Annotated in this window: 15 protein-coding genes; 11 read left to right on the top strand and 4 right to left on the bottom strand. The window is 70.1% G+C overall.

The genetic code is table 11. The features are described 5' to 3' along the window. Positions 1 to 218: 218 nt before the first annotated feature. From OXS49_RS06475 to OXS49_RS06465, 3 genes are read left to right on the top strand one after another with little or no spacing between them, the layout of a single operon-like run. Positions 219 to 1,220, top strand: a complete 1,002-nt coding sequence (locus OXS49_RS06475; protein WP_267422872.1) for a TRAP transporter substrate-binding protein — start codon at positions 219 to 221, stop codon at positions 1,218 to 1,220. Positions 1,221 to 1,226: 6 nt separating this feature from the next. After that, the gene (locus OXS49_RS06470; protein ID WP_267422871.1) at positions 1,227 to 3,155 is read left to right on the top strand and encodes a TRAP transporter large permease subunit; all 1,929 of its coding nucleotides are present in this window, start codon (positions 1,227 to 1,229) and stop codon (positions 3,153 to 3,155) included. A gap of 5 nt (positions 3,156 to 3,160) precedes the next feature. Further along, positions 3,161 to 4,024, top strand: coding sequence for an amidohydrolase family protein (locus tag OXS49_RS06465; RefSeq protein ID WP_267422870.1), 864 nt, complete (start codon positions 3,161 to 3,163; stop codon positions 4,022 to 4,024). A 198-nt stretch (positions 4,025 to 4,222) separates the two neighbouring features. Here the strand turns inward: OXS49_RS06465 and OXS49_RS06460 are convergent, their stop codons facing one another. Beyond that, positions 4,223 to 4,915 carry a GntR family transcriptional regulator gene (locus OXS49_RS06460; RefSeq protein WP_267422933.1) on the bottom strand — a complete coding sequence of 231 codons (693 nt, stop codon included), beginning with the start codon at positions 4,913 to 4,915 and terminating at the stop codon, positions 4,223 to 4,225. A 278-nt stretch (positions 4,916 to 5,193) separates the two neighbouring features. On the opposite strand from OXS49_RS06460, the gene OXS49_RS06455 reads away from it, so the two are divergent. The 5 genes from OXS49_RS06455 (at position 5,194) to OXS49_RS06435 (ending at position 11,174) form a co-directional block, all read left to right on the top strand. Continuing rightward, complete coding sequence (locus tag OXS49_RS06455) at positions 5,194 to 6,489, top strand: MFS transporter (RefSeq protein WP_267422869.1); 1,296 nt, start codon at positions 5,194 to 5,196, stop codon at positions 6,487 to 6,489. A gap of 7 nt (positions 6,490 to 6,496) precedes the next feature. Continuing rightward, positions 6,497 to 7,552: a lactonase family protein gene (locus OXS49_RS06450; RefSeq protein ID WP_267422868.1), complete on the top strand. Its 1,056-nt coding sequence runs from the start codon at positions 6,497 to 6,499 to the stop codon at positions 7,550 to 7,552. 136 nt (positions 7,553 to 7,688) lie between these two features. Next, positions 7,689 to 8,744, top strand: a complete 1,056-nt coding sequence (locus OXS49_RS06445; protein WP_243999659.1) for an Ldh family oxidoreductase — start codon at positions 7,689 to 7,691, stop codon at positions 8,742 to 8,744. Positions 8,745 to 9,013: 269 nt separating this feature from the next. Next, positions 9,014 to 10,372 (top strand): MFS transporter, encoded by a 1,359-nt coding sequence (locus tag OXS49_RS06440; protein WP_267359139.1) that lies wholly within the window; start codon positions 9,014 to 9,016, stop codon positions 10,370 to 10,372. 4 nt (positions 10,373 to 10,376) lie between these two features. Next, positions 10,377 to 11,174: an alpha/beta fold hydrolase gene (locus OXS49_RS06435; protein ID WP_267422867.1), complete on the top strand. Its 798-nt coding sequence runs from the start codon at positions 10,377 to 10,379 to the stop codon at positions 11,172 to 11,174. A gap of 48 nt (positions 11,175 to 11,222) precedes the next feature. On the opposite strand, the gene OXS49_RS06430 is transcribed toward OXS49_RS06435, so the two are convergent. The 3 genes from OXS49_RS06430 to OXS49_RS06420 form a co-directional block, all read right to left on the bottom strand. Next, positions 11,223 to 11,990 carry a substrate-binding domain-containing protein gene (locus OXS49_RS06430; protein ID WP_267422866.1) on the bottom strand — a complete coding sequence of 256 codons (768 nt, stop codon included), beginning with the start codon at positions 11,988 to 11,990 and terminating at the stop codon, positions 11,223 to 11,225. Positions 11,991 to 12,336: 346 nt separating this feature from the next. Next, entirely contained in the window at positions 12,337 to 13,656 is a 1,320-nt protein-coding gene (locus tag OXS49_RS06425) for an MFS transporter (RefSeq protein ID WP_267422865.1), read from the bottom strand. An 89-nt stretch (positions 13,657 to 13,745) separates the two neighbouring features. Further along, the gene (locus OXS49_RS06420) at positions 13,746 to 14,540 is read right to left on the bottom strand and encodes an aspartate dehydrogenase (RefSeq protein WP_267422931.1); all 795 of its coding nucleotides are present in this window, start codon (positions 14,538 to 14,540) and stop codon (positions 13,746 to 13,748) included. A gap of 238 nt (positions 14,541 to 14,778) precedes the next feature. Between OXS49_RS06420 and OXS49_RS06415 the strand changes: the two genes are divergently transcribed. The 3 genes from OXS49_RS06415 to OXS49_RS06405 are packed head-to-tail and all read left to right on the top strand — an operon-like array spanning position 14,779 to position 19,236. Continuing rightward, the gene (locus OXS49_RS06415) at positions 14,779 to 16,371 is read left to right on the top strand and encodes an ABC transporter substrate-binding protein (protein WP_267422864.1); all 1,593 of its coding nucleotides are present in this window, start codon (positions 14,779 to 14,781) and stop codon (positions 16,369 to 16,371) included. Between the two features lie 13 nt (positions 16,372 to 16,384). Next, complete coding sequence (locus OXS49_RS06410; protein WP_267422863.1) at positions 16,385 to 17,833, top strand: amidase family protein; 1,449 nt, start codon at positions 16,385 to 16,387, stop codon at positions 17,831 to 17,833. Positions 17,834 to 17,847: 14 nt separating this feature from the next. Beyond that, entirely contained in the window at positions 17,848 to 19,236 is a 1,389-nt protein-coding gene (locus OXS49_RS06405) for an amidase (RefSeq protein ID WP_267422862.1), read from the top strand. The last annotated feature ends 76 nt before the right edge of the window (positions 19,237 to 19,312 follow it).

Below are 19,312 nucleotides of genomic sequence, written 5' to 3'. Positions count from 1 at the left end.
GCAAGCCAGTAATCGGCAAAGCAAACGATGCGCCGCCGGATCAGCGGCTGAAATTCAAGAGCCAACTGTCACCCGATGTACATGGCTGCCTGTAGAGCATGATTGACGGGCACCCCGGTCGGGGACATCCTCGCAATCAATCCGCGGCCCAGAAAAACGGGCCGAAGAACAAGTGGTAGGCCAGCCAATAGGCCTGCCCGGGGAACGAGGGAACGCCTTTGATCAGTCGCCGCACGTTCGCCGGTGCCGTCCTCGGCGCGCCGGTAGCCCTGCCGTTCCTGGCGCGATCGGGCTTCGCCGCAACACCGACCCACACACTGAAGCTCACCTTCGCCGACACGCAGGCGCATCCGCTCTACGCTGTGCTGAAGCGCTTTGCCGAGGACGTAAACAAGCGGACGGACGGCGCTGTCGAAATCCAGGTGTTCAGCATCGGCCAGCTCGGCAGCGGCACCAACATCATCACCGGCATGCAGACCGGCATCATCGATCTGTGCGCACACACCTCCGGCTTCATCGGCCCGCTCTTCCCGCGATTTCAAGTGGTGGATCTGCCCTTCCTCTTCCCCGAGGCCAAGACCGCCGAACGGGTTTTGGACGGGCCGATCGGCGGTCAACTCCTCGACCTCATGCCCGCCAAGGGCATCTACGGACTATCCTACGGTCACTGGGGTTGGCGCGTCGTATCGAGCGTCGAGCGGAAGGTGCCGGAGCCGACTGACATCAAGGGACTCAAGATCCGCGTCCAGCCCGGCGCGATCTTCGCGGCGATGTTCCGAACACTCAGCGCGAACCCGATCGCGATCGACCTGACCGAAGTCTACCTCGCGCTGTCCCAGCACACGATCGAAGCCATCGAGACGCCGATGATCTCGGTCGCGGCCGGCAAGCACGATGAGGTCGTGCGAACGATCAACACGACCAATCACGTCTACAACGTCGGCGTCCTCATGGCGAGCAAGGCCAAGTTCGACGCCCTGCCCGAGCAGGCGCGGAGCGCGATCAGGGCGGCGGCGCACGATATAACGGGCGACTGGCGCACCACGATCGCAGCGGCGACCGACGAGACCGCCGCGCGCTTCAAGGCGAAGGGCTTGGCGATCCTGCCGGTGGACCAGGACGCGTACCGCAAGCAGGTCGAGCCGGTGTACAAGCAGTTCCGCGACATCATCGGGCCGGATCTGGTCGATACCGTGATGAAGGAGGTCGGGAAGGGTTAGCCTCCCGTGTCCGCCGGAGAGCCCACGCTGGCCCACGGTACGATCGAGCGGACATCGACCACGCTCGCCCTGTCGCCATACGCCGCGCTCCGCCTGTACGGCCGCGGGCTCGACCTCGTCGAGTGGCTCTGCCGCGCCCTCCTCGTCGTGGCGCTCGTCGGCGAACTCGGGATCATCCTCTGGGACATCACTGCCCGCTCGACGATCGATCTGTCGCTGTTGTGGGCGGACGAGGCCGCCAAGCTCTGCCTCACGACGCTCGCCTTCATCGGGGGCGCCTTGGCCTACCGCGCCAAGCATCACACCACCGTCGAGTTCGTGCGCCAACTGCTGCCGGCCGGTTGGCGCGAGCCCGTCGCGATCGCGATCGACGGTCTCGTCCTCGTGACCGCGGCCACGGTCGGCTACGTCTCCCTCGACCTTCTATCGATCACTGCGCTGTCCACGACGCCGATCCTGCAGATCAGCGCCGCTTGGTTCGTCGTCCCGCTCAGTGTCGGTATGGCGCTCGTCGTGCTGTTTGCGATCGAGCGGTTCGCGACGGATTACCGCCCTGCCCTCGCCTGGCGCACGCTGGCTGGCGTCGCCGTCACTGTTTCGATCGTGCTCGCCGTCACCGCGCTGCCAGCCGTCTCGCGCCCCGGTCCACAGGCGGCGCTCGGCCTGATGCTGGTCCTGTTCTTCGCCGCCGTCCTCCTCGGCCTGCCGGTCAGCTTCGCGATGCTGCTCGGCTCGCTGTTCTTCCTCCAGGTGACCGGCACGGCGCCGCTGATCGCGGCAGCGCAGAACACCGTCGACGGGACGGGCAACTTCATCCTGCTGACCCTGCCGTTCTTCATCTGGACGGGCCTCATCATGGAACGCGGCGGGATCAGCCTCCGGCTGGTTCGCTTCGCGATGGCGCTCGTCGGCCATCTGCGCGGCGGCCTGCTCCAGGTCGTCGTCCTGACGATCTACCTCGTGTCCGGCATCTCCGGATCGAAGGTCGCCGACGTCGTCGCGGTCGGCTCTGTGTTGCGGGGCGAGCTGAAGAAACAGGGCTACGGGCCCGAGCGGAGCGCGGCGGTCCTCGCAGCCTCGGCTGCGATGTCGGAGACGATCCCGCCGAGCCTGGCGATGCTGGTCCTCGGCTCCGTCGCGCCGATCTCCATCGGGACACTGTTCATCGCCGGCCTCCTGCCCGCGGCCGTGATCGCCGTTCTGTTGATGATCCTGAACTGGGGCCTGGCCGTGCGTGAAGGGGCACCACGCATGCCGCGCGCGACCGGACCCGAACTCGCCCTGGCGGCCGGGGCGGCCGCGTTGCCGCTCGTCATGCCGGTCCTGATGGTCGTCGGCATCCGCTTCGGTTTCGCCACCCCGACTGAGATTTCAGCTGTCGCCGTGCTCTACGGCCTCGTCCTGGCCTGCGGCGTGTACCGCGCCTTCGGGCTGCGCGATCTCGTGCGGATCGTCGTGGAATGCGGGGTGCTGTCCGGGATGGTGCTGTTCATCATCGCCGCGGCCGGCTCGTTCGCCTGGACGCTCACCGCGGCGAACCTTCCGGTCGCCCTGATCTCGCTCCTGCACGCGCTCGGCGACAGCCGGGCGGCGTTCCTGATCGGCTCGCTCGCGCTGCTCGTCGTGGTCGGCTCGCTGCTCGAAGGGCTGCCGGCGCTGATCATCCTCGGGCCGCTGCTGATCCCCATCGCGGGCCAGTACGGGATCGACAGCATCCACTACGCGATGGTCATCATCCTCGCGATGGGGATCGGCATCTTCATTCCACCGATCGGCATCGGCTTCTACATCGCGTGCGCCGTCGCCGAGAGCCGCATCGAGGCGGCCAGCCGGGCGATGATCCCCTACCTCATCGTGCTCGTCCTCGGCGTGCTCGCCGTGGCGTTCATACCCTGGTTCACCCACGCCCTGCCCAACCTCGTCGGATCGCGCTGAGCCCCATGACGGACGATATCTGCCTCGCCCCCGATCCGGACGTGCGTCCCCCGACCTTCCGGATGCCGCCCGGTGCGACCGACACGCATTTCCACGTCTTCGGTCCGAACCGCCTCGCGCGGCTCGTGCCCCAGCGCGACTACACGCCGCCGGAAGCCGCGGCTGCGAGCGCGCGCCGGCTGTTCGACGCGCTCGGCATCGAGCGGATCGTCGTCATCCAGGCGAGCATCTTCGGCTTCGACAACCGTGACCAGCTCGAGGAAGGCGCTCAGATCGGGCTACCGATGCGCGCGGTCGTGGTGGTCGGTCCGGACGCCTCCGAGGCGGAGATGCGTGCCTTGCACGAGCGAGGTGCGCGCGGCATTCGCTTCATCATGGCCCATCCGGGCGGCCTCGAACCGTCCGGGATCGAGCGGGCCGCGGCCCGGGCCTGCGAGATGGGCTGGCACCTCCAGTTCCTCCTGAAGCCCGCACACCTCATGGAGCTGGAGCCGCGCCTGCGGCGGCTTCCCTGTCCGGTGGTGATCGACCACATGGGGTTTCTGGCGCCCGAGCAGGGGCTCGAGCAGCCGGGGTTTCAGGCCCTGCGTCGCCTCATCGAAGCCGGCACGGGGTGGGTCAAGCTTTCGGGCGCCTATCGCCTGTCTCAGGGGGGCCCGCATTATCCGGAGCTTCGCCCCTATGTGGAGGCCCTCCTCGCGCTCAGACCCGATCGTCTCCTGTGGGGGAGTGACTGGCCGCATGTCGGGTTGAGAAGCGGGATGCCCAACACCAGCGACCTCCTAGAACTGTTTGGTTCCTGGGTTTCCGACGAGGCTGACCGTCGGCGCATTCTCGTCGACAACCCGGATGCGCTCTTCGAATTTTGAGCGCGTTGACAGGGCGGCATCGTCGGTCGCGATGGACTGGTCCGCCGCACCATCGGCTTCCGGGGCGAGGAACGGTCTTCCCTCCCCGTCCCCCGGGACGGACAAGCGGGATTGGGGTCGACCCACGCCCTACGGAGCTTCAGGCCCGCGGATCGGGCAGGGACGCGAACGCCATCCTCTCCGGGGAACGCCTCGAACTCAGGCGCCGACCCAATGGGTCAGCACGTTTCGCTGCGCGGCCTGGATGTGCTGACGGGCGCTGGCCTCCGCGCGTTGACTGTCGCCATCCGCGATGGCCGCCACCAGCGCGGTGTGCTCCTGTTCGGCTTCGACCACGCGGTTCGCATTGCGCCGCCGCGTGTTGCCGACGAGGGCCAGCAGCGCCGCCATGGAGCTGAGATGCTCGGCGAGGTACCGGTTCCGGGCACAGGTGTGGATCGTCAGATGAAGGTCGCGGTTGTGCCGTGCGCCGGCCACGGGATCGTCCGCTGAGGCGCGCTCCTGTTCGAGGATGTGCCGCATCCGTGCGATGTCGACCGGCGTCGCGTATCGCGCGGCCAATGACGCTGCGGCGCCCTCGGCCCATTCGCGCGCCGTGTACAGCTCCGAGACCTGCTGCTGATCCAGGGCCGCGATCCGGATGCCGCGATGCGACTGCATGCTCAGCAGTCCCTCCGCCTCCAGGCGCTGCAGGGCATCCCGGAGCGGCGTGCGGCTCATCTCGAGCCACGTGGTCAGATCTGCCTCGCGCACGAGCGATCCCGGCGCCAGCTGACCGTCCTGAATCGCCGTGAAGATCGCGTCGTAGGCGCGGCGGCTCAGCGGCCGGTCACCCCCTGGACTTCCGGGCAGCCAGGATTTCTCAGCCTCCGACCGCAGTTGCCCCTCCATCACGCTCCCGCGTCCCGCCTCGAACCCTACCGTCGCGTCACGCTGGACTCAACCGTATACAATTGTATATGGATTGACGGGCAGGGGTCGGATCCGCGTGCAACGGCCCGCGAAGCCTTCCGAGTGTGGTCCTGCCATTTCGGGATTAGCGGGCCTCCGTTCGTGGCCGTTCGACCCGGCGCGCCAAACGAGAGCGACACACAGAAGGTCGCCGCCCTGCACGATCCGGCCCGTAACGCGCGGGCCTGGAGTCAGTGAAACATCGCCCGGGAGTAGACATGCCGTTCAGGCAAGGTTGGATCGCGCTGCTCCTGTTCGCGCTCGCGATGATCAATTATATCGATCGCGTAACGTTATCTTTTGCCGCAGGGCCGATCGCGAAGGAATACGGGCTGGATCCGGTTTCCTTGGGGTATCTCTTCTCGTCGTTCCTGTGGACATACGCGCTGTTTCTGATCCCGATGGGCCTGCTGGTCGACCGGTTCGGTGCCAAGCGCGTCGCGGGTTTCGGGCTCACGCTCTGGTCGCTGGCGACGGCGGCGACCGGCCTGTCGACCGGCTTCGCCTCGCTTCTCGCGACACGTCTCGCGATGGGGGCGGGTGAGGCGACGAGCAATCCCGCGGGCGCTCGCGTCATTCGCGAATGGATGCCGGCCGGCGAGCGTGGGGCCATGAACGCGGCCTTCAACAGCGGGTCCTACGCGGGGCCTGCCCTGTGCGCCCTCGTGGCCGGTCCCATCATCGAGCATTTCGGCTGGCGCGCGCTCTTCTTCGCCGCCGGGGCGATCGGGCTGCTCTGGCTGATCTGCTGGCTCAGCCTCTTCTCCCGCCCGGAGGACGCGCGCTGGCTGAGCGAGCCTGAGCGGGCCAAGATCCTGGCCGAGCGGACCGGCAACACGGCGGCCGCGGGCGACCGCACGGGCCTGGTCGGTATGCTGTCGTCCGGGCCGACGCTGTGGGGGCTGGCCCTGACGATGGGCTGCAACGTCTACTCGCAGTACCTCTTCCTGACATGGCTGCCGAGCTATCTGCAGACCACCAAGGGGCTCACGATCGCCAAGACCGGTCTCTACGCCGCGATCCCGTACACGGTGGCCGTGGTACTCTGCATCGTGATCGGGTTTCTCAGCGATCGTATGATGCGGGGTGAGGTCGGCGGCGGTCGGCGCCGGTACGTCATCGCGTCCACGATGATGCTCGCGGCCACCGTCCTGTTCGCGCCCTTCGTCGACGCCGTGTGGCTGATCCTGGCGCTGATCGCGGTATCCCTGACCGGCATCGCCTCGACGACGTCGCTGACGTTCTCCCTGGTCAACGACCTGCTGCCGAACCCGCGCGATATCGGTGTCGCCATGGCCTTCGTCGTGGTCGGCGGCAACGTCTTCGGGCTGATGGCGCCGATCGTGACCGGGTACGTCATCCGGGCGACGGGCAGCTACGACGGCGCCTTCTACGTCGCCGGTGCCCTCCTCATCTGCGGCGCGGCCTCGGTCCTGACGCTCACCCGCACGCCGATCGGCGCGCGGCGATCCGAAGTCGAGGCAGAGGTCGCTCCCCTGTCGCAGCGGATCTGAGGCCGTCATGTTCGCTTTCGTCGGATCACGCACGACGGTCGAGCGCAACGCGCGGGGCGAGGGTCTGTCGGTCTACGCGGTCCTGCCCGGCGGCACCTGGGAGCTGCGCCATGTGCTGCGTGGCCTGACCAACCCGTCCTATCTCGCCCTGAGCCGGGCGGCGGATCGGCTCTACGCCGTGCACGGCGACGGAGAGAGCGTCAGCGCCTTCGCGGTCGCGCGGGACGGTGCCGTCTCGCTCCTCGGCACACGAGCGACCGAGGGGCGAAACCCCGTCCACCTCCTGATCCACGAACGCGCGCGCGCGCTCCTCGTCGCGAATTACGCCACCGGGAGCCTCGCGCGCCTGCCGATCCACGCGGACGGCACGCTCGGCTGCGTGGTCCAGCGTCTCGAACTGCCGGGTCAGACGGGCCCGCATCGAACCCAGCAGACGGGGTCTCATCCCCATCAGGTCGTGCTGGACCCGACCGGCGACCGGGTCATCGTGCCGGACAAGGGCTTGGACCGGGTGTTCGTCGTCGCCGTCGGACGCGATGACGGCCGCCTCGCACTCAGTCCGGACGGACCGCCACCCGGCCGCGAGGGCGCCGGGCCGCGCCATGCCGTCTTCGATCGTTCCGGCACCATCCTCTTCGTGGCGAACGAGCTCGACTCGACGGTCACCCGCTTCGCCTATGAGGCGGGCAGCGGCCGCCTCTCGCCGCGCGAGATCGTCTCCACGCTGCCGGCCAGCTGCCTCAAGACCAGCCACGCCGCCGGCATCGCGCTGACCCCGTGCGGGCGCTGGCTCTACGTGTCGAACCGTGGCGACGACAGCATCGCAGTCATCGCGGTGGAGGCCGCGGGCCTGAGGCCGAAGGCCTGGATCCCGACCGGGGGCGCGAAGCCGCGTTTCATCACGCTGGACCCCACCGGACAGACGCTGCTGGTCGCGAACGAGGACAGCGATACGATCGTATCCTTCGCCGTGGATCAGGTCACCGGCGCTCTCGCCCGGACCGGGCAGGCGGTCGAGACCGGATCGCCCGTCTGCGTCGTGTTCGGCAGCCCGGCGGCATGATGGATCAGCGCTCCGCGCCAGAGCCGTTCGCTGCATGGCGGAGGGCCGCGCGCCGCCACGGCCTGCCGGACCCGGCGGTGGATGGCGGCCTTTCTCCTCACAGATCGAATCCCCGTCCGACCCCGGATCCGCGCCCATGACCGACGAGCGAATTTCCCCAGACCGGCTGCGCGCCTTCGCGACGGCCGCCTACGCGACCACCGGCATGCCGGAGGATCGGGCGGCGCTGTGCGCCGACACGCTCGTGCAGGCCGATCTCTGGGGGCACCAGTCGCACGGCGTCATGCGCTTGCCCTGGTACATGGCCCGGTTGCGGGCCGGCGTCTGCGACTCGCTCGCCGAACCCGAACTCGTGGTCGACGGCGGTGCGATCGCGGTCCTCGACGGCCGCGAGGCCATGGGACAGATCTCGGCTGCCCGCGCGGCGCAGGAAGCGGTCGATCGAGCAAAGCGGCACGGTATCGGCGCCGTGGCGGTCCGCAACTCGAACCACTTCGGAACCGCGATGTACTTCACGCTGATGGCGGCGCGCGCGGACTGCGTCGGTTTTCTCTCGACGAACGCCAGCCCCGCCATGGCGCCCTGGGGCGGGCGGCGGAAGGTCGTCGGCAACAATCCGTGGTCCTGGGCCGCACCCGCCGGCACCCACGCGCCTCTGGTGCTCGACATCGCCAACACGGGCGTGGCCCGCGGCAAGATCTACCTCGCGCGTCAGAGGGGGCAAACGATCCCGGAAGGCTGGGCGATCAACGCTGAGGGCGCGCCGACCATCGATCCGCAGGAGGCGATCGACGGCATCATCCTGCCCATGGCGCAGCACAAGGGCTATGCCATCTCGGTCGCGATGGACATGCTCTCGGGGGTTCTCAGCGGCAGCGCCTTCGGACCCGGGGTGCATGGGCCGTATCAGGCCCGGGAACGCAGCGGCGCCGGTCACCTGATGATCGCCCTCGATATCGCGGCATTCCAGCCGATCGAGAACTTCGGCACACGCATGGACGAGATGATCGCGGGCCTGAAGGCCGTCCCGCTGGCACAGGGATACGACGAGGTCTTCTATCCCGGCGAGATCGAGGCTCGGAACGACGCCGATCATCGGCGCGCCGGGTTGCAGCTGCCCGACGACACGCTGGACGACTTGCGAACACTCGCGGGCGAGATCGGGCTCGCGGACCGGCTTCCGTTCTCCTGAGCGGCGCGGCGTCCGGGGCCTGGCAAAGTCTGCTGACGCGACGACACGGCCGCGGATCCTGCCCGGTCACTCCGCGAAGCGGCGCGGGGAGCCTCCTGCGCCGCTCGTCACCCGCGCGCCCGACAACGCGCGCTGCGCACTCTGCCGAACGCTCAGCGCCGAGCGGCCTGAATCACCGGGGCGACAAGTCGATGGGTGATGGACCCGAATTTGCAGCGATATTTGAGCGAAGAGACGAAACAATTAAGACAGTCGAGTTGCTGAATACGATGCCACAGATAAACTCGGGTCAGCTGCTCGAAAGCCTCGATCGATCAGCGCTCACGCCCAAACACTGGCGCATGTACGTGACGGCCGCGCTCGGCCATCTGTTCGACGGCTTCGACATCAACATGATGGGCTTCGCGCTGCCCGGCATCGTCGCCGCCTTCGCGCTCAGCCCGGCTCAGGCCGGCATCCTCGCCTCGAGCGTCTTCATCGGCATGCTGATCGGCTCGACCTGTGTCGGCTTCCTCGCCGACCGGTTCGGACGCAAGTGGACGATGGTCGGCGCGATCACCGCCTATTGCGCCCTCAGCTGCGCCGTCGCGTTCGCCTGGAACCACGACTCACTCCTGGTACTGCGGATCCTCCAGGGGATCGGTTTGGGGGCGGAGGTGCCGCTCGTCTTCACGTACCTCTCCGAGTTCATCCCGACGCGCCGGCGGGGCCTCATGCTCGCCTCGACCGTGGCGTTCTGGCAAGGCTCGAGCTTCCTCGCGGCGATGGTCGCCCTCTTCATCATCCCGGCGTTCACGTGGCGGGGGATGTTCATCGCGGGAGCCGTTCCAGGCCTCGTTCTGATCGTGCTCTGGGTGATGCTACCCGAGTCGGTCCGCTTCCTCATCGCCCGCGGACGTCTCGAACAGGCCGGCCGCATCGTCGATGGTCTCAGCACCATCGACCCACGGACGCTTCCGCCGCCCCGACATCGACCGCCGGCTGAGCCGGCGCACTTGAGTGCAATTCTGCGCGGCGGCTATCTGCGGCCGACCGCGAGCATCTGGCTGATGCAGCTCACCGGCGGGGCGGTGTTCTTCGCCGTGGCGATCTGGCTGCCGTCGATCTTCGCGCGGATGGGCTTTCCGGTGGTCAAAAGCTTCGCGTTCACCGGACTGATCGCCGGGACGGGCGCGCTGGGCAACATCGCGGGCGGCCTGCTGCTGGATCGCTGGGGGCGGCGCACGACCGTCCCGGTGTTCCTCTGCGTCGGGGGTCTCCTCATGTTCGCGTGGGGGCAGGCCACCGAATCCTGGTCCATCCTCGGGCTCGGCGCGCTGACGGCGTTCTTCGCTTCGGGCGGTGCGGGCGGTCCACTCTTCGCCTACACGAGCGAGGTCTACCCGACGCGGTACCGCGCGGTCGGGACGGGCTGGGCCGCGGCCTGGCAGAGGATCGGCGGGATCGTCGCGGCGCCGATGCTCGGATGGATGCTGGGCAGCGGCGCCCCCAACTACGCCTTCTTCACCGCCTTGGGCGTCCTGCTGCTGATCGGGGGTGTCGGGGGCTACCTCCTCGGCTACGAGACGCGCGGCAAATCACTGGAAGCGGTCGCGGCGGAACTCGCCGGGACGACGGGTCAGGTGTGAGACGATGCCGCATTTCGAACGCGACGGACGCCGGCTGCACTACGAGGTGCTCGGCCGGGGCGATCCCGTAATGCTGATTCACGGTTTCACGAACGCCGGGTGGTCCTGGATGAACCAGGTCGCCGCCCTGGTGTTCGCCGGCTACAGTGTGATCCTGCCCGATCTGTGCGGGCACGGCCTGTCGGATCCCGCCGCCGACGTCACCACCGTGGACGATCTGACCCGGGATGTGATCGGGTTGCTCGACCATCTCGCGATCGCGCGCGCCTCGGTCTGCGGCTTGTCGCTCGGCGGCATGATCGCGCTGACGCTCGCGCTCGAGCAGCCGCAGCGGGTCGACCGGCTGGTCGTGGCCAACTCGCGGGCCGCGTTCAACGACCCGGCGACGGCGGGTCTCGTCGCCGGCTGGGTCGAGATGTTTCATCAGCCGGGCGGGCCACTCCGACGCTTCCAAGCGACGTGGCCCGTGATGCTCAACGCGCAGTACCGGGAAAGCTCGGCCGGACGCGCGACTTACGCAACCTGGTGCCGCTTGGCCGAGCGACACAGCGGGTCCTCGCTCGCGAACGTCGCCCTCGGCATGCTCGCGTTCGACGTCGCGGGCCGCCTCCAGGGTATCGGGCATCCCACCCTGGTGATCGCCGGCGAAGAGGACAGGCTGTTCCCGCCCGCCGTTGCGCGCGAGGTCAGCGACGGCATGGCCGATGCGCAATTCACGATCATCCCTGGGGCCGCGCACATCTCGTCTCTGGATAGCGCGGAGGCGTTCAACGCGCGCCTGCTCGCCTTCCTCGCCGGTTGATCGAGAACGCTGAACCCCTCGGATGTCCCGCTGATACGGGTCCTTCCCTCAGCGTGGCGGGACGTCCCAACCCGCCTGCTTCAGCCGGGCGCTCCCGTTCGGTCCGGTCACGAAGGCGATGAAGGCGCGTGCCGCGCTCGGGTCCTGCGTCTTTGTCGTGACGGCGGCGGCGTAGGGCGTCCACGTGTTGACGGCCTCGGGCAGGAACCCCGCGAACGCCACACCTGGTGCGTCGATGAGCTCGCTGGCCTGTGTCAGCCCGATCGCTGCCCGGCCCGAGGCGACGGCAGATGCCACCTCGGCGCCGGTGGCGCAGAGCACCGCTCTGGCCTGCACGGCCTCAGCGAGGCCGAGCCGGGTCAGCATCCCGTCGAAGAAGGCGCCCGCCGAGCCGCCGCCCTTGGGATCGATGTAGGCCACGGCGGGCGCCGCCAGGAGCGCGGTGCGGAAACCTGCCGCGCCCGTCAGGTCGGGGAGCGCGGCCCCGGATTTGACGGCGGCGCCGAGCCGCATACGTGCGACATCGACCTTGGTCTCCGGCCGGACATCGCCCCGCGCGACCAGCGCGTCGATGCCGGCCGAGGCGGTCATGACCACGTCGGCGTCTTCGTGCGCGGCAAGCTTGGCGAGGACGCCGCCCGCATTGGTGATCGTCAGGACGAGGTGATCGCCGGTCATTGTCTCGAACGGCCCGGCGAGGTCGCGCAGGCTGGACGCGTAGACGCCCGTTGCGAGCACACGGATGTCGGCCGCCGCCGCGGGCGGGCTTAGCGCTGCCATGCAGCAGGCGATCGACAGCAGCTGAGCTCGGCACATGGAATTTCTCCTCGGGCGCGACGCCCGCGATCGCGCGAACCGACGGGATGCGTCGGATTGCGGAGCGCGGAGCGCCGCACTCTACACACGATGGGCCGCGTCCGGCCGCTGTCCGCCTCCCCGCCTGTCGCGCCCTCCCCCGTCCGGGCGCGGCCCCGGAGACGCCCGATACGGCGGCCCCGGGACGCCTCTCCTCGTGGCATCGCCGCTCGGGCGCCTGGGGAAGTGAGCCCGGACAGCGAGGGCGGGCTGTCGGCCACGGAGCGCGGAGCGGGCGGTGCTCGAAGCCGGGACTTGCCCCTCATCTTGCCTCGGGTGTTTTCGCCCGCCGGGCGAGCGTTGCAGCCTACGCCCGCTCGCCCGGTAGGACGGGGATCAGCGGGGGGCGCGTGCGGCCCAATCCCAACGCGAGCGCGGCGCCCGTGGCCGTGACCAGGGCGAGCGGCAGCAGGCCCAGCGCGTAGCTGCCGCTCGCATCCTTGATCACGCCCATCAGGAACGTCCCGACGCAGGCACCGAGATTGCCGATGGCGTTGATCTGCGCGATCCCGGCCGCGGACGCGCCCGGCGGCAGCCATTCCGTGACCATGGCCCAGAATGGGCCCTTGACGGCGTAGGTCCCCAGGATCGCGAGGAACAGGATCGCGACCGTCGATCCGAACCCCTGCGCGGCCAGCGCCGCCGCGAGGCAGAGCGCGGTGAGCGCCTGCGGCCCGGCCACGTGCCAGGCCCGCTCCCCCGTGCGGTCCGAGCGTCGGGCCCAGAGCACCATCAGCCCGGCCGCGACCCCGAACGGCACCGAGTTGAGCAGGCCGATCTCCATGGTTGAGAGGCCATAGGAATTGAAGATCTGCGGCTGCCAGATCGACAGGCACGCGCTCGCCCCGACACTGCCGGCGAAGATCAGGCCGGCTGCCAGCACGCGTCGATCGAGGATCACCCGCCAGACGGACGGCCGGACCAGCGGCTGCTCCGCGCGCTCGGCGTCCAAACGTCCGGTGAGCCAGCCGCGCTGCGCCGCGTCGAGCCAGGGCGCCCGGTCCGGGCCCTCCGGGAGGAACCGAAGGACGAGCAAGCCCAGCACCACGGCCGGCATTGCCTCGACGATCGACATCAGCTGCCAACCGCGCAGACCCAGCCAGCCGTCGAGCCCGAGCAGCGCCGCCGAAAGCGGCGAGCCGACGAAGTTCGACAGGGGCACGGCCACCGCGAAGAGGGCGATGACCCGGGCGCGATAGGCCTTCGGGAACCAGCGCGTCAGGTAGAAGATCACGCCGGGATAAAAGCCGGCTTCAGCCGCGCCGAGCAGGAAGCGGATCGCGCAGAACGAGACCGGTCCGACGACGAGCGCGGTGGCCGCGGAGATCAACCCCCAGGTGATCATGATCCGGGCCAGCCACAGGCGGGCGCCGAACCGCTCGAGCATCAGGTTCGAGGGCACCTCGAACAGGAAGTAGGCGACGAAGAACAGGCCCGCGCCCAGGCCGAAGACCGAGGCCGAGAGGCCGGCATCGGCGTTCATCTGCAGCGCCGCGAAGCCGACATTGACCCGGTCGATGAAGGCGACGAGGAAGCCCAGCATCAAGAGCGGCATGATCCGGAGCGTGACGCGCCGCATCGTCGCCCGCTCGATCTCGGACGGGGTGTCGTCGCTCGTCGATGTCACGGGCCGCTCCGGGTCTGAGGGGGCATCCGCGCGCGGATGCTGGTCCGGGCGCAGGCGACCGGCAGCACGGGCTGTGCCAGCCCGGCTCGTCAGGTGCCGACCCGGAGCGGGGCGGCGAGCTTGCGCAGGTAGGCGATGACCGACAGGGCCGTGATGCGGCCCGTACGGGGGTTCTCGTCGGTCGGCACGTTCTCGATCGTCATGGAGAACCGCGCCGCGTCGGCCTCGACCTCGATGCGGTGGGTGTTGCGGTCGAGGTTCGGGTCCGCCCAGATCTCGAGTTCGGTCCGATCCGGTCCGATGCCGGCGAGCGAGAGCGCGACCGCGACGTTGAGGTTGGCCGGAAACCCCCGCGCCGCCTCGCGCGGGCTGCCCGAGAAGACCCGCATCGGCTCGGTGATGCTGGCGATCGCGATGCCGTTCTCCACGAGGTAGGGCGCGCCGACGAGGCCGCGCACGGGCTTGCGGGTGATCATCCGCACGGTGTGGATCGTTCCCTCCGCGGCGGCCGTCACGGCGTCGAGGCCGAGTAAGGCGCCGGTCGGCACGACGATCTGCCCGCCGTTGGCACGCGCCGCCGCCACGAGGTCCTCGTGGTCGAGGAGCGCCCCGCAGCTCAGCACGACGGCGGTTTTGCCCGCCGTCACGAACGGCCGCACGATCGCGGGGAGGTGCTGGGACGGCGCGCATTCCAGCACGATGTCGGCCCGCGGCTCCAGAGCGTCGAACGCTGTGACGACCTCGGGCGGTTCAGCGAGCGCCGCGAGCTCGGCGCGGGCTTTGCCGGCGTCGCGGACCGCGACGGCGGTCAGGCTTAGTCCGGGGATGGCCCCCCCGTCGAGTGCGCGCGCCACGGCGCGCCCGACAGTGCCGAGGCCGGCGATCTGGCTGCTTCCTGCGTCGGCATGCTGGGGTCCCGTTTTATCGCGGCCGAAACGGCCGGCCACCGCCACCCTTACGCATCGGCCGTGCCGAAAGATGACGCGGATCGGCTCCAACTTGGACCGCCGATCAACCGGCTGCTAGGCCCGAACGCGCCGCCGGCATGCGGCTTGCCATGTGCCCCCGGGGATGTGACCCTGACCGGCGCGCCGGGCGCGTGCATGCTCGACGAGGTGCAGGATGGATCGCCGTCGTTTCCTCCGGCTCGCAGCGGCCCCGGCCCTCACCGCGGGCATCGCACGGCCGGTCCGCGTCGCCGCGCAGGGCACGCGCGTCCTGCGCTACGTGCCCTACACCGACGTCACGGTGCTCGACCCCACCTGGAGCACCGCCTACGTCACCCGCGACCACGCGGCGATGGTCTACGACACGCTGTTCGCCCTCGACGAACGGCTGACGCCCCAGCCCCAGATGCTCGCCGGCCACACGGTCTCGGACGATGGCCTCACCTGGGATCTCACGCTACGGCCGGGACTGAACTTCCACGACGGCTCGGCCGTACTCGCCCGCGATTGCGTCGCGAGCCTCGTGCGCTGGGCGCGCCGTGACGCCTTCGGCGGGGCGCTGATGGCCGTGACCGACGAACTCGCGGCACCCGACGACGGCACCATCCGCTTCCGCCTCAAGCGGCCCTTCCCGCTCTTGCCCTACGCCCTGGCCCGCAACGGCGCCCCCTACCCCGCAATCATGCCCGAGCGGCTGGCACGGACCGACGCCTTCACCCAGCTCACCGAGATCGTCGGGAGCGGCCCGTTCCGCTTCAAGGCGGACGAGCGCGTCGTCGGCGCGCGCGCCGTTTACACCCGGTTCGAGGGCTATCGCCCGCGCGAGACCGGGACGCCGAGCGGCACCGCCGGGCCGAAGATCGTGCATTTCGACCGGGTCGAGTGGCTCGTCCAGCCGGACGCGGCCACCGCCGTCAACGCCCTCGTCGCGGGCGAAGTCGACATGTTCTACAATCCGCCCACCGACCTGTTGCCGATCCTGCGCCGCAGTCGCGACCTCCAGGTCTTCCAGGGCGATCCCCTCGGCAACGTCGCCCTGATGCGGGTGAATCACCTGCACCCGCCCTTCGACAATCCGGGCGTGCGCCGCGCCGTCCTCTCGGCCGTGCGCCAGGAGGACTTCATGCTGGCGATGATGGGCGAGGACCGCGCCCTGTGGCGCGACGGGGTCGGCGTCTTCCCGCCCGGCACGCCGATGGCGAGCGAGGCCGGCCTCGACGTCCTGACGAGCCCGCGGCCGGTGGAGGAGGCCAAGCGCGCGCTGGAGACGGCGGGCTATCGGGGCGAGCGCGCGGTGGTGCTGATCTCGACCGACAGCCCCAAGCTCCAGGCGCTCGGCGAGGTGGCGGCCGACCTGATGCGTCGCATCGGCATGACCGTCGACCCGCAGGTCACCGACTGGGGCACCGTGGTGCAGCGCCGCGCTAAGAAGGAGCCGGTCGCGCAGGGTGGCTGGAGCGCGTTCTTCACGACCTTCTCCGGCCAGGACCTGCTCGACCCCGCGGGCTACCTGGCATTGCGCGGCACCGGCGAGCGCGCATGGTTCGGCTGGCCGACCGACGCACGGGTGGAGGATCTGCGCGCCCAGTGGCTGGCGAGCGGCGACCCCGCGCAGCAGCGGGCGATCTGCAGGGACATCCAGGCACGGGCGATGGCCGAGGTGCCCTTCATGCCGCTGGGGCAAGCCTTCTACGCCACGGCGGCCAAGCGCGACCTCACAGGCATTCTGAAGGGCTTCAGCACCTTCTGGAATGTGCGGCGGGCTTGAGGAGATCGGGATCATGGCGGATGACCTCGCCTACATGCCCGCGGCGGAACTCGCGACCCTGATTCGAACGCGGCGGCTGTCACCGGTGGAGCTCATGACGGCGACGCTCGCGCGTATCGCCAGGGCCCAACCGGTGCTGAACGCCTTCATCACCGTCGCGGAGGAGCAGGCGCTCGCCGGCGCCCGGGCAGCGGAGGCCGCGGTGATGCGCGGAGAGCCGCTGGCGCCGCTGCACGGTCTGCCGGTCTCGATCAAGGATCTCGTTCCGACCGCCGGGATCCGCACCACCTGGGGCTCGCGCGTCTTCGCCGAGAACGTGCCGGAGGCCGACGCGGAGGTCGTGACCCGCCTGAAGGCTTCCGGCGCAATCGTCGTGGGCAAAACCACTACACCGGAATTCGGGCAGCAATGCCTGACCCAGGCGCCCCTGTTCGGGCGCACGCGCAACGCCTGGGACGCGGGCCGCACATCGGGTGGCTCCAGCGGCGGGGCGGCGGTCGCCGCGGCGGCGGGACTGACCGCGCTCGGCGTCGCCACGGACGGCGGCGGCTCGACCCGGATCCCCGCCGCCTGCAACGGCGTCGTCGGATTCAAGCAGGGGCTCGGCGTCGTGCCGCAGGAGTACGCCCAGGACGGGTTCGGCAACATCTCCTACGTGACGCCGATGACCCGCACCGTCCGCGACACGGCGCTGATGCTCGACGCGATGGCCGGACCCGATCCCCGGGATCCGCTCAGCGCGGGTCGGCTCCAACCGGGCTTCGTCGCGACGCTGGACGCCGTTTCGCCCGGAACGAAGTCCCTCGCCGGGCTGCGCGTCGGCTGGCGACCACTCCTCGGCAACGCGCACGTGGCGGCCGACGTGCTGGCCGCCTGCGAGCGGGCGGTCGCCGCCCTGGCGGATCTCGGTGCCGAGACGCGCGGGCACGCGGCGCCGTTCGAGAACCCGGAGACCCTCTGGTTCGTCAGCAACGGCGCCTACCGCATGGCGCAGTTCGGCCACCACCTCGCGCGGCACCGGGAGATCCTGTGCCCGACCTTCGTGCGCCAGATGGACCGGGTGCGCGACGTCTCGGCCGCCGAGCTCTACGCGGCGATCTTCGCCCGCACCGCCCTCTACCGTCAGGTGCAAGCGTGGTTTGACGACATCGATGTCCTGGCGATGCCGACCCTGTCGCGCACGGCCCTGCCGATCGACCAGGACTTCTTCGGGCCGATCACGATCGACGGGACACCCGTGCCGAACCTGCGCGCGGCCTGGTACCCCTACACGATGCCGTTCAACCTCACCGGCAACCCGGCCGTGAGCCTGCCCTGCGGGCTCGACGAAGCGGGCGTACCGGTCGCGATCCAGCTCGTCGGACGCGTCGGCGAGGACGCGCGCCTGCTGCGCGTGGCGGCCGCCTTCGAGCGGGCGATGCCCTGGGCGGACCGGCGGCCGCCGCTGCCGGAACTCGACTGACCCGAGGAGCAGAGATGGGCACCTACGATCCGCACCGCCGGACCCCGAGCTTTGAGGCCGCCGCGGAGACGTTCCTCGCAGGCGCCGACTCGCCCCGTGCCTACCTGGAACGCTGCCTCGCGACAATCGCCGAGCGCGAGCCTGCGGTGCGAGCCTTCGTGGTCGTGAACGAGGCCGGCGCGCGGGAGGCCGCGGATGCGAGCGGCGCGCGCTGGCGGGCGGGGCGGCCGCTCTCGCCGATCGACGGCATGCCGGTGGGGATCAAGGACCTCCTCGAGACGCGCGACATGCCGACCGAGATGGGCTGCGTGGCCTACGCGGGCAATTTTCCCCGACGCGACAACGCCGCGGTCTGGGCGCTGCGCGAAGCCGGGGCGGTGGTGCTCGGCAAGACCACGACAGCCGAGCTCGGCGGCACGCATCCGCCGGCGACGACGAACCCGTTCGATCCGGCGCGCACGCCGGGCGGGTCGTCCTCTGGCTCGGCCGCCGCGGTCGCGGCCGGGATGGTGCCGGCCGCGATCGGCAGCCAGGTCGGCGGCTCGATCATCCGGCCGGCGAGCTACTGCGGCAACTGGGCCCTGAAGCCATCCCAGGGCGCGATCAACCGCGGCGAGCGACAGGCGACCAGCATGAGCACGCATGGCGTGCACGCGACCTGCGCGGAGGACATGTGGCGCGTGTCGATCGAGATCGCGCGCCGGGCCGGCGGCGATCCGGGCCGCGCACCGCTCGCCGGTCCCGCGGATCCGCCCTCCCCGCACCGCCCGTTCACCGTGGCGGTGATGGAGACGGAGGGGTGGGAGGCGCTCGACGACGCGTCGCGGGCAGCCTTCGAGGCTGTGGTGGCGCAGATCGCCGACGCCGGCGTCACGGTGCTGCGCCGCCGGGACGTCCCGGCGATCGAACGCCTCGAGCGCGCCCTCGTCGGCGTGCGCGAGATGGCCAACACGATCACGGCCTGGGAGAACCACTGGGCGATCCGCAACCTCGTGGCGCAGCACCCCGACGGCGTCAGCGCGCGGGCCAAGGCCACGGTCGCGACCGCGGAACGCCTAGGGGCCGAGGGCTACCAGGATCTGCTGCGGCGGCGGGAGGCGGTGCGCACCGTGTACGCGGCGCTGGCGCCCACGCTCGACGCGCTGATCGCGCCGGCCTCGCCCGGACCGGCGCCGCCCTGGTCGGGCGATCGTCCCGGCGAGCCGCTCGCGCCGCGCCCGACGGGGGATTCCGTGTTCAACACGCCGAGCTCGCTCCTCGGCGCGCCCGTTGTGACGGTCCCCCTCGCGGCCGTGGGCGGCCTGCCAATGGGCATTCAGGTCGTGGGGCAGCCCGGGACAGACGCGCGGATGACGGCGATCGCGCGCTGGATGGATGCGGCGGTGCGGCGGGTGGTCCTCTGACCGAGCGGCGGTGATCCCGTTGCCGTCCGGGATTTACGGCCCAGCTGTGTAGGCAAGGCGAGGGCAGGAGAGATCT

The organism is Methylobacterium sp. GC_Met_2, assembly GCF_026540795.1.
In the GTDB taxonomy this organism is placed as follows: domain Bacteria; phylum Pseudomonadota; class Alphaproteobacteria; order Rhizobiales; family Beijerinckiaceae; genus Methylobacterium.
This window is presented reverse-complemented; position numbering and strand designations above follow the sequence as displayed.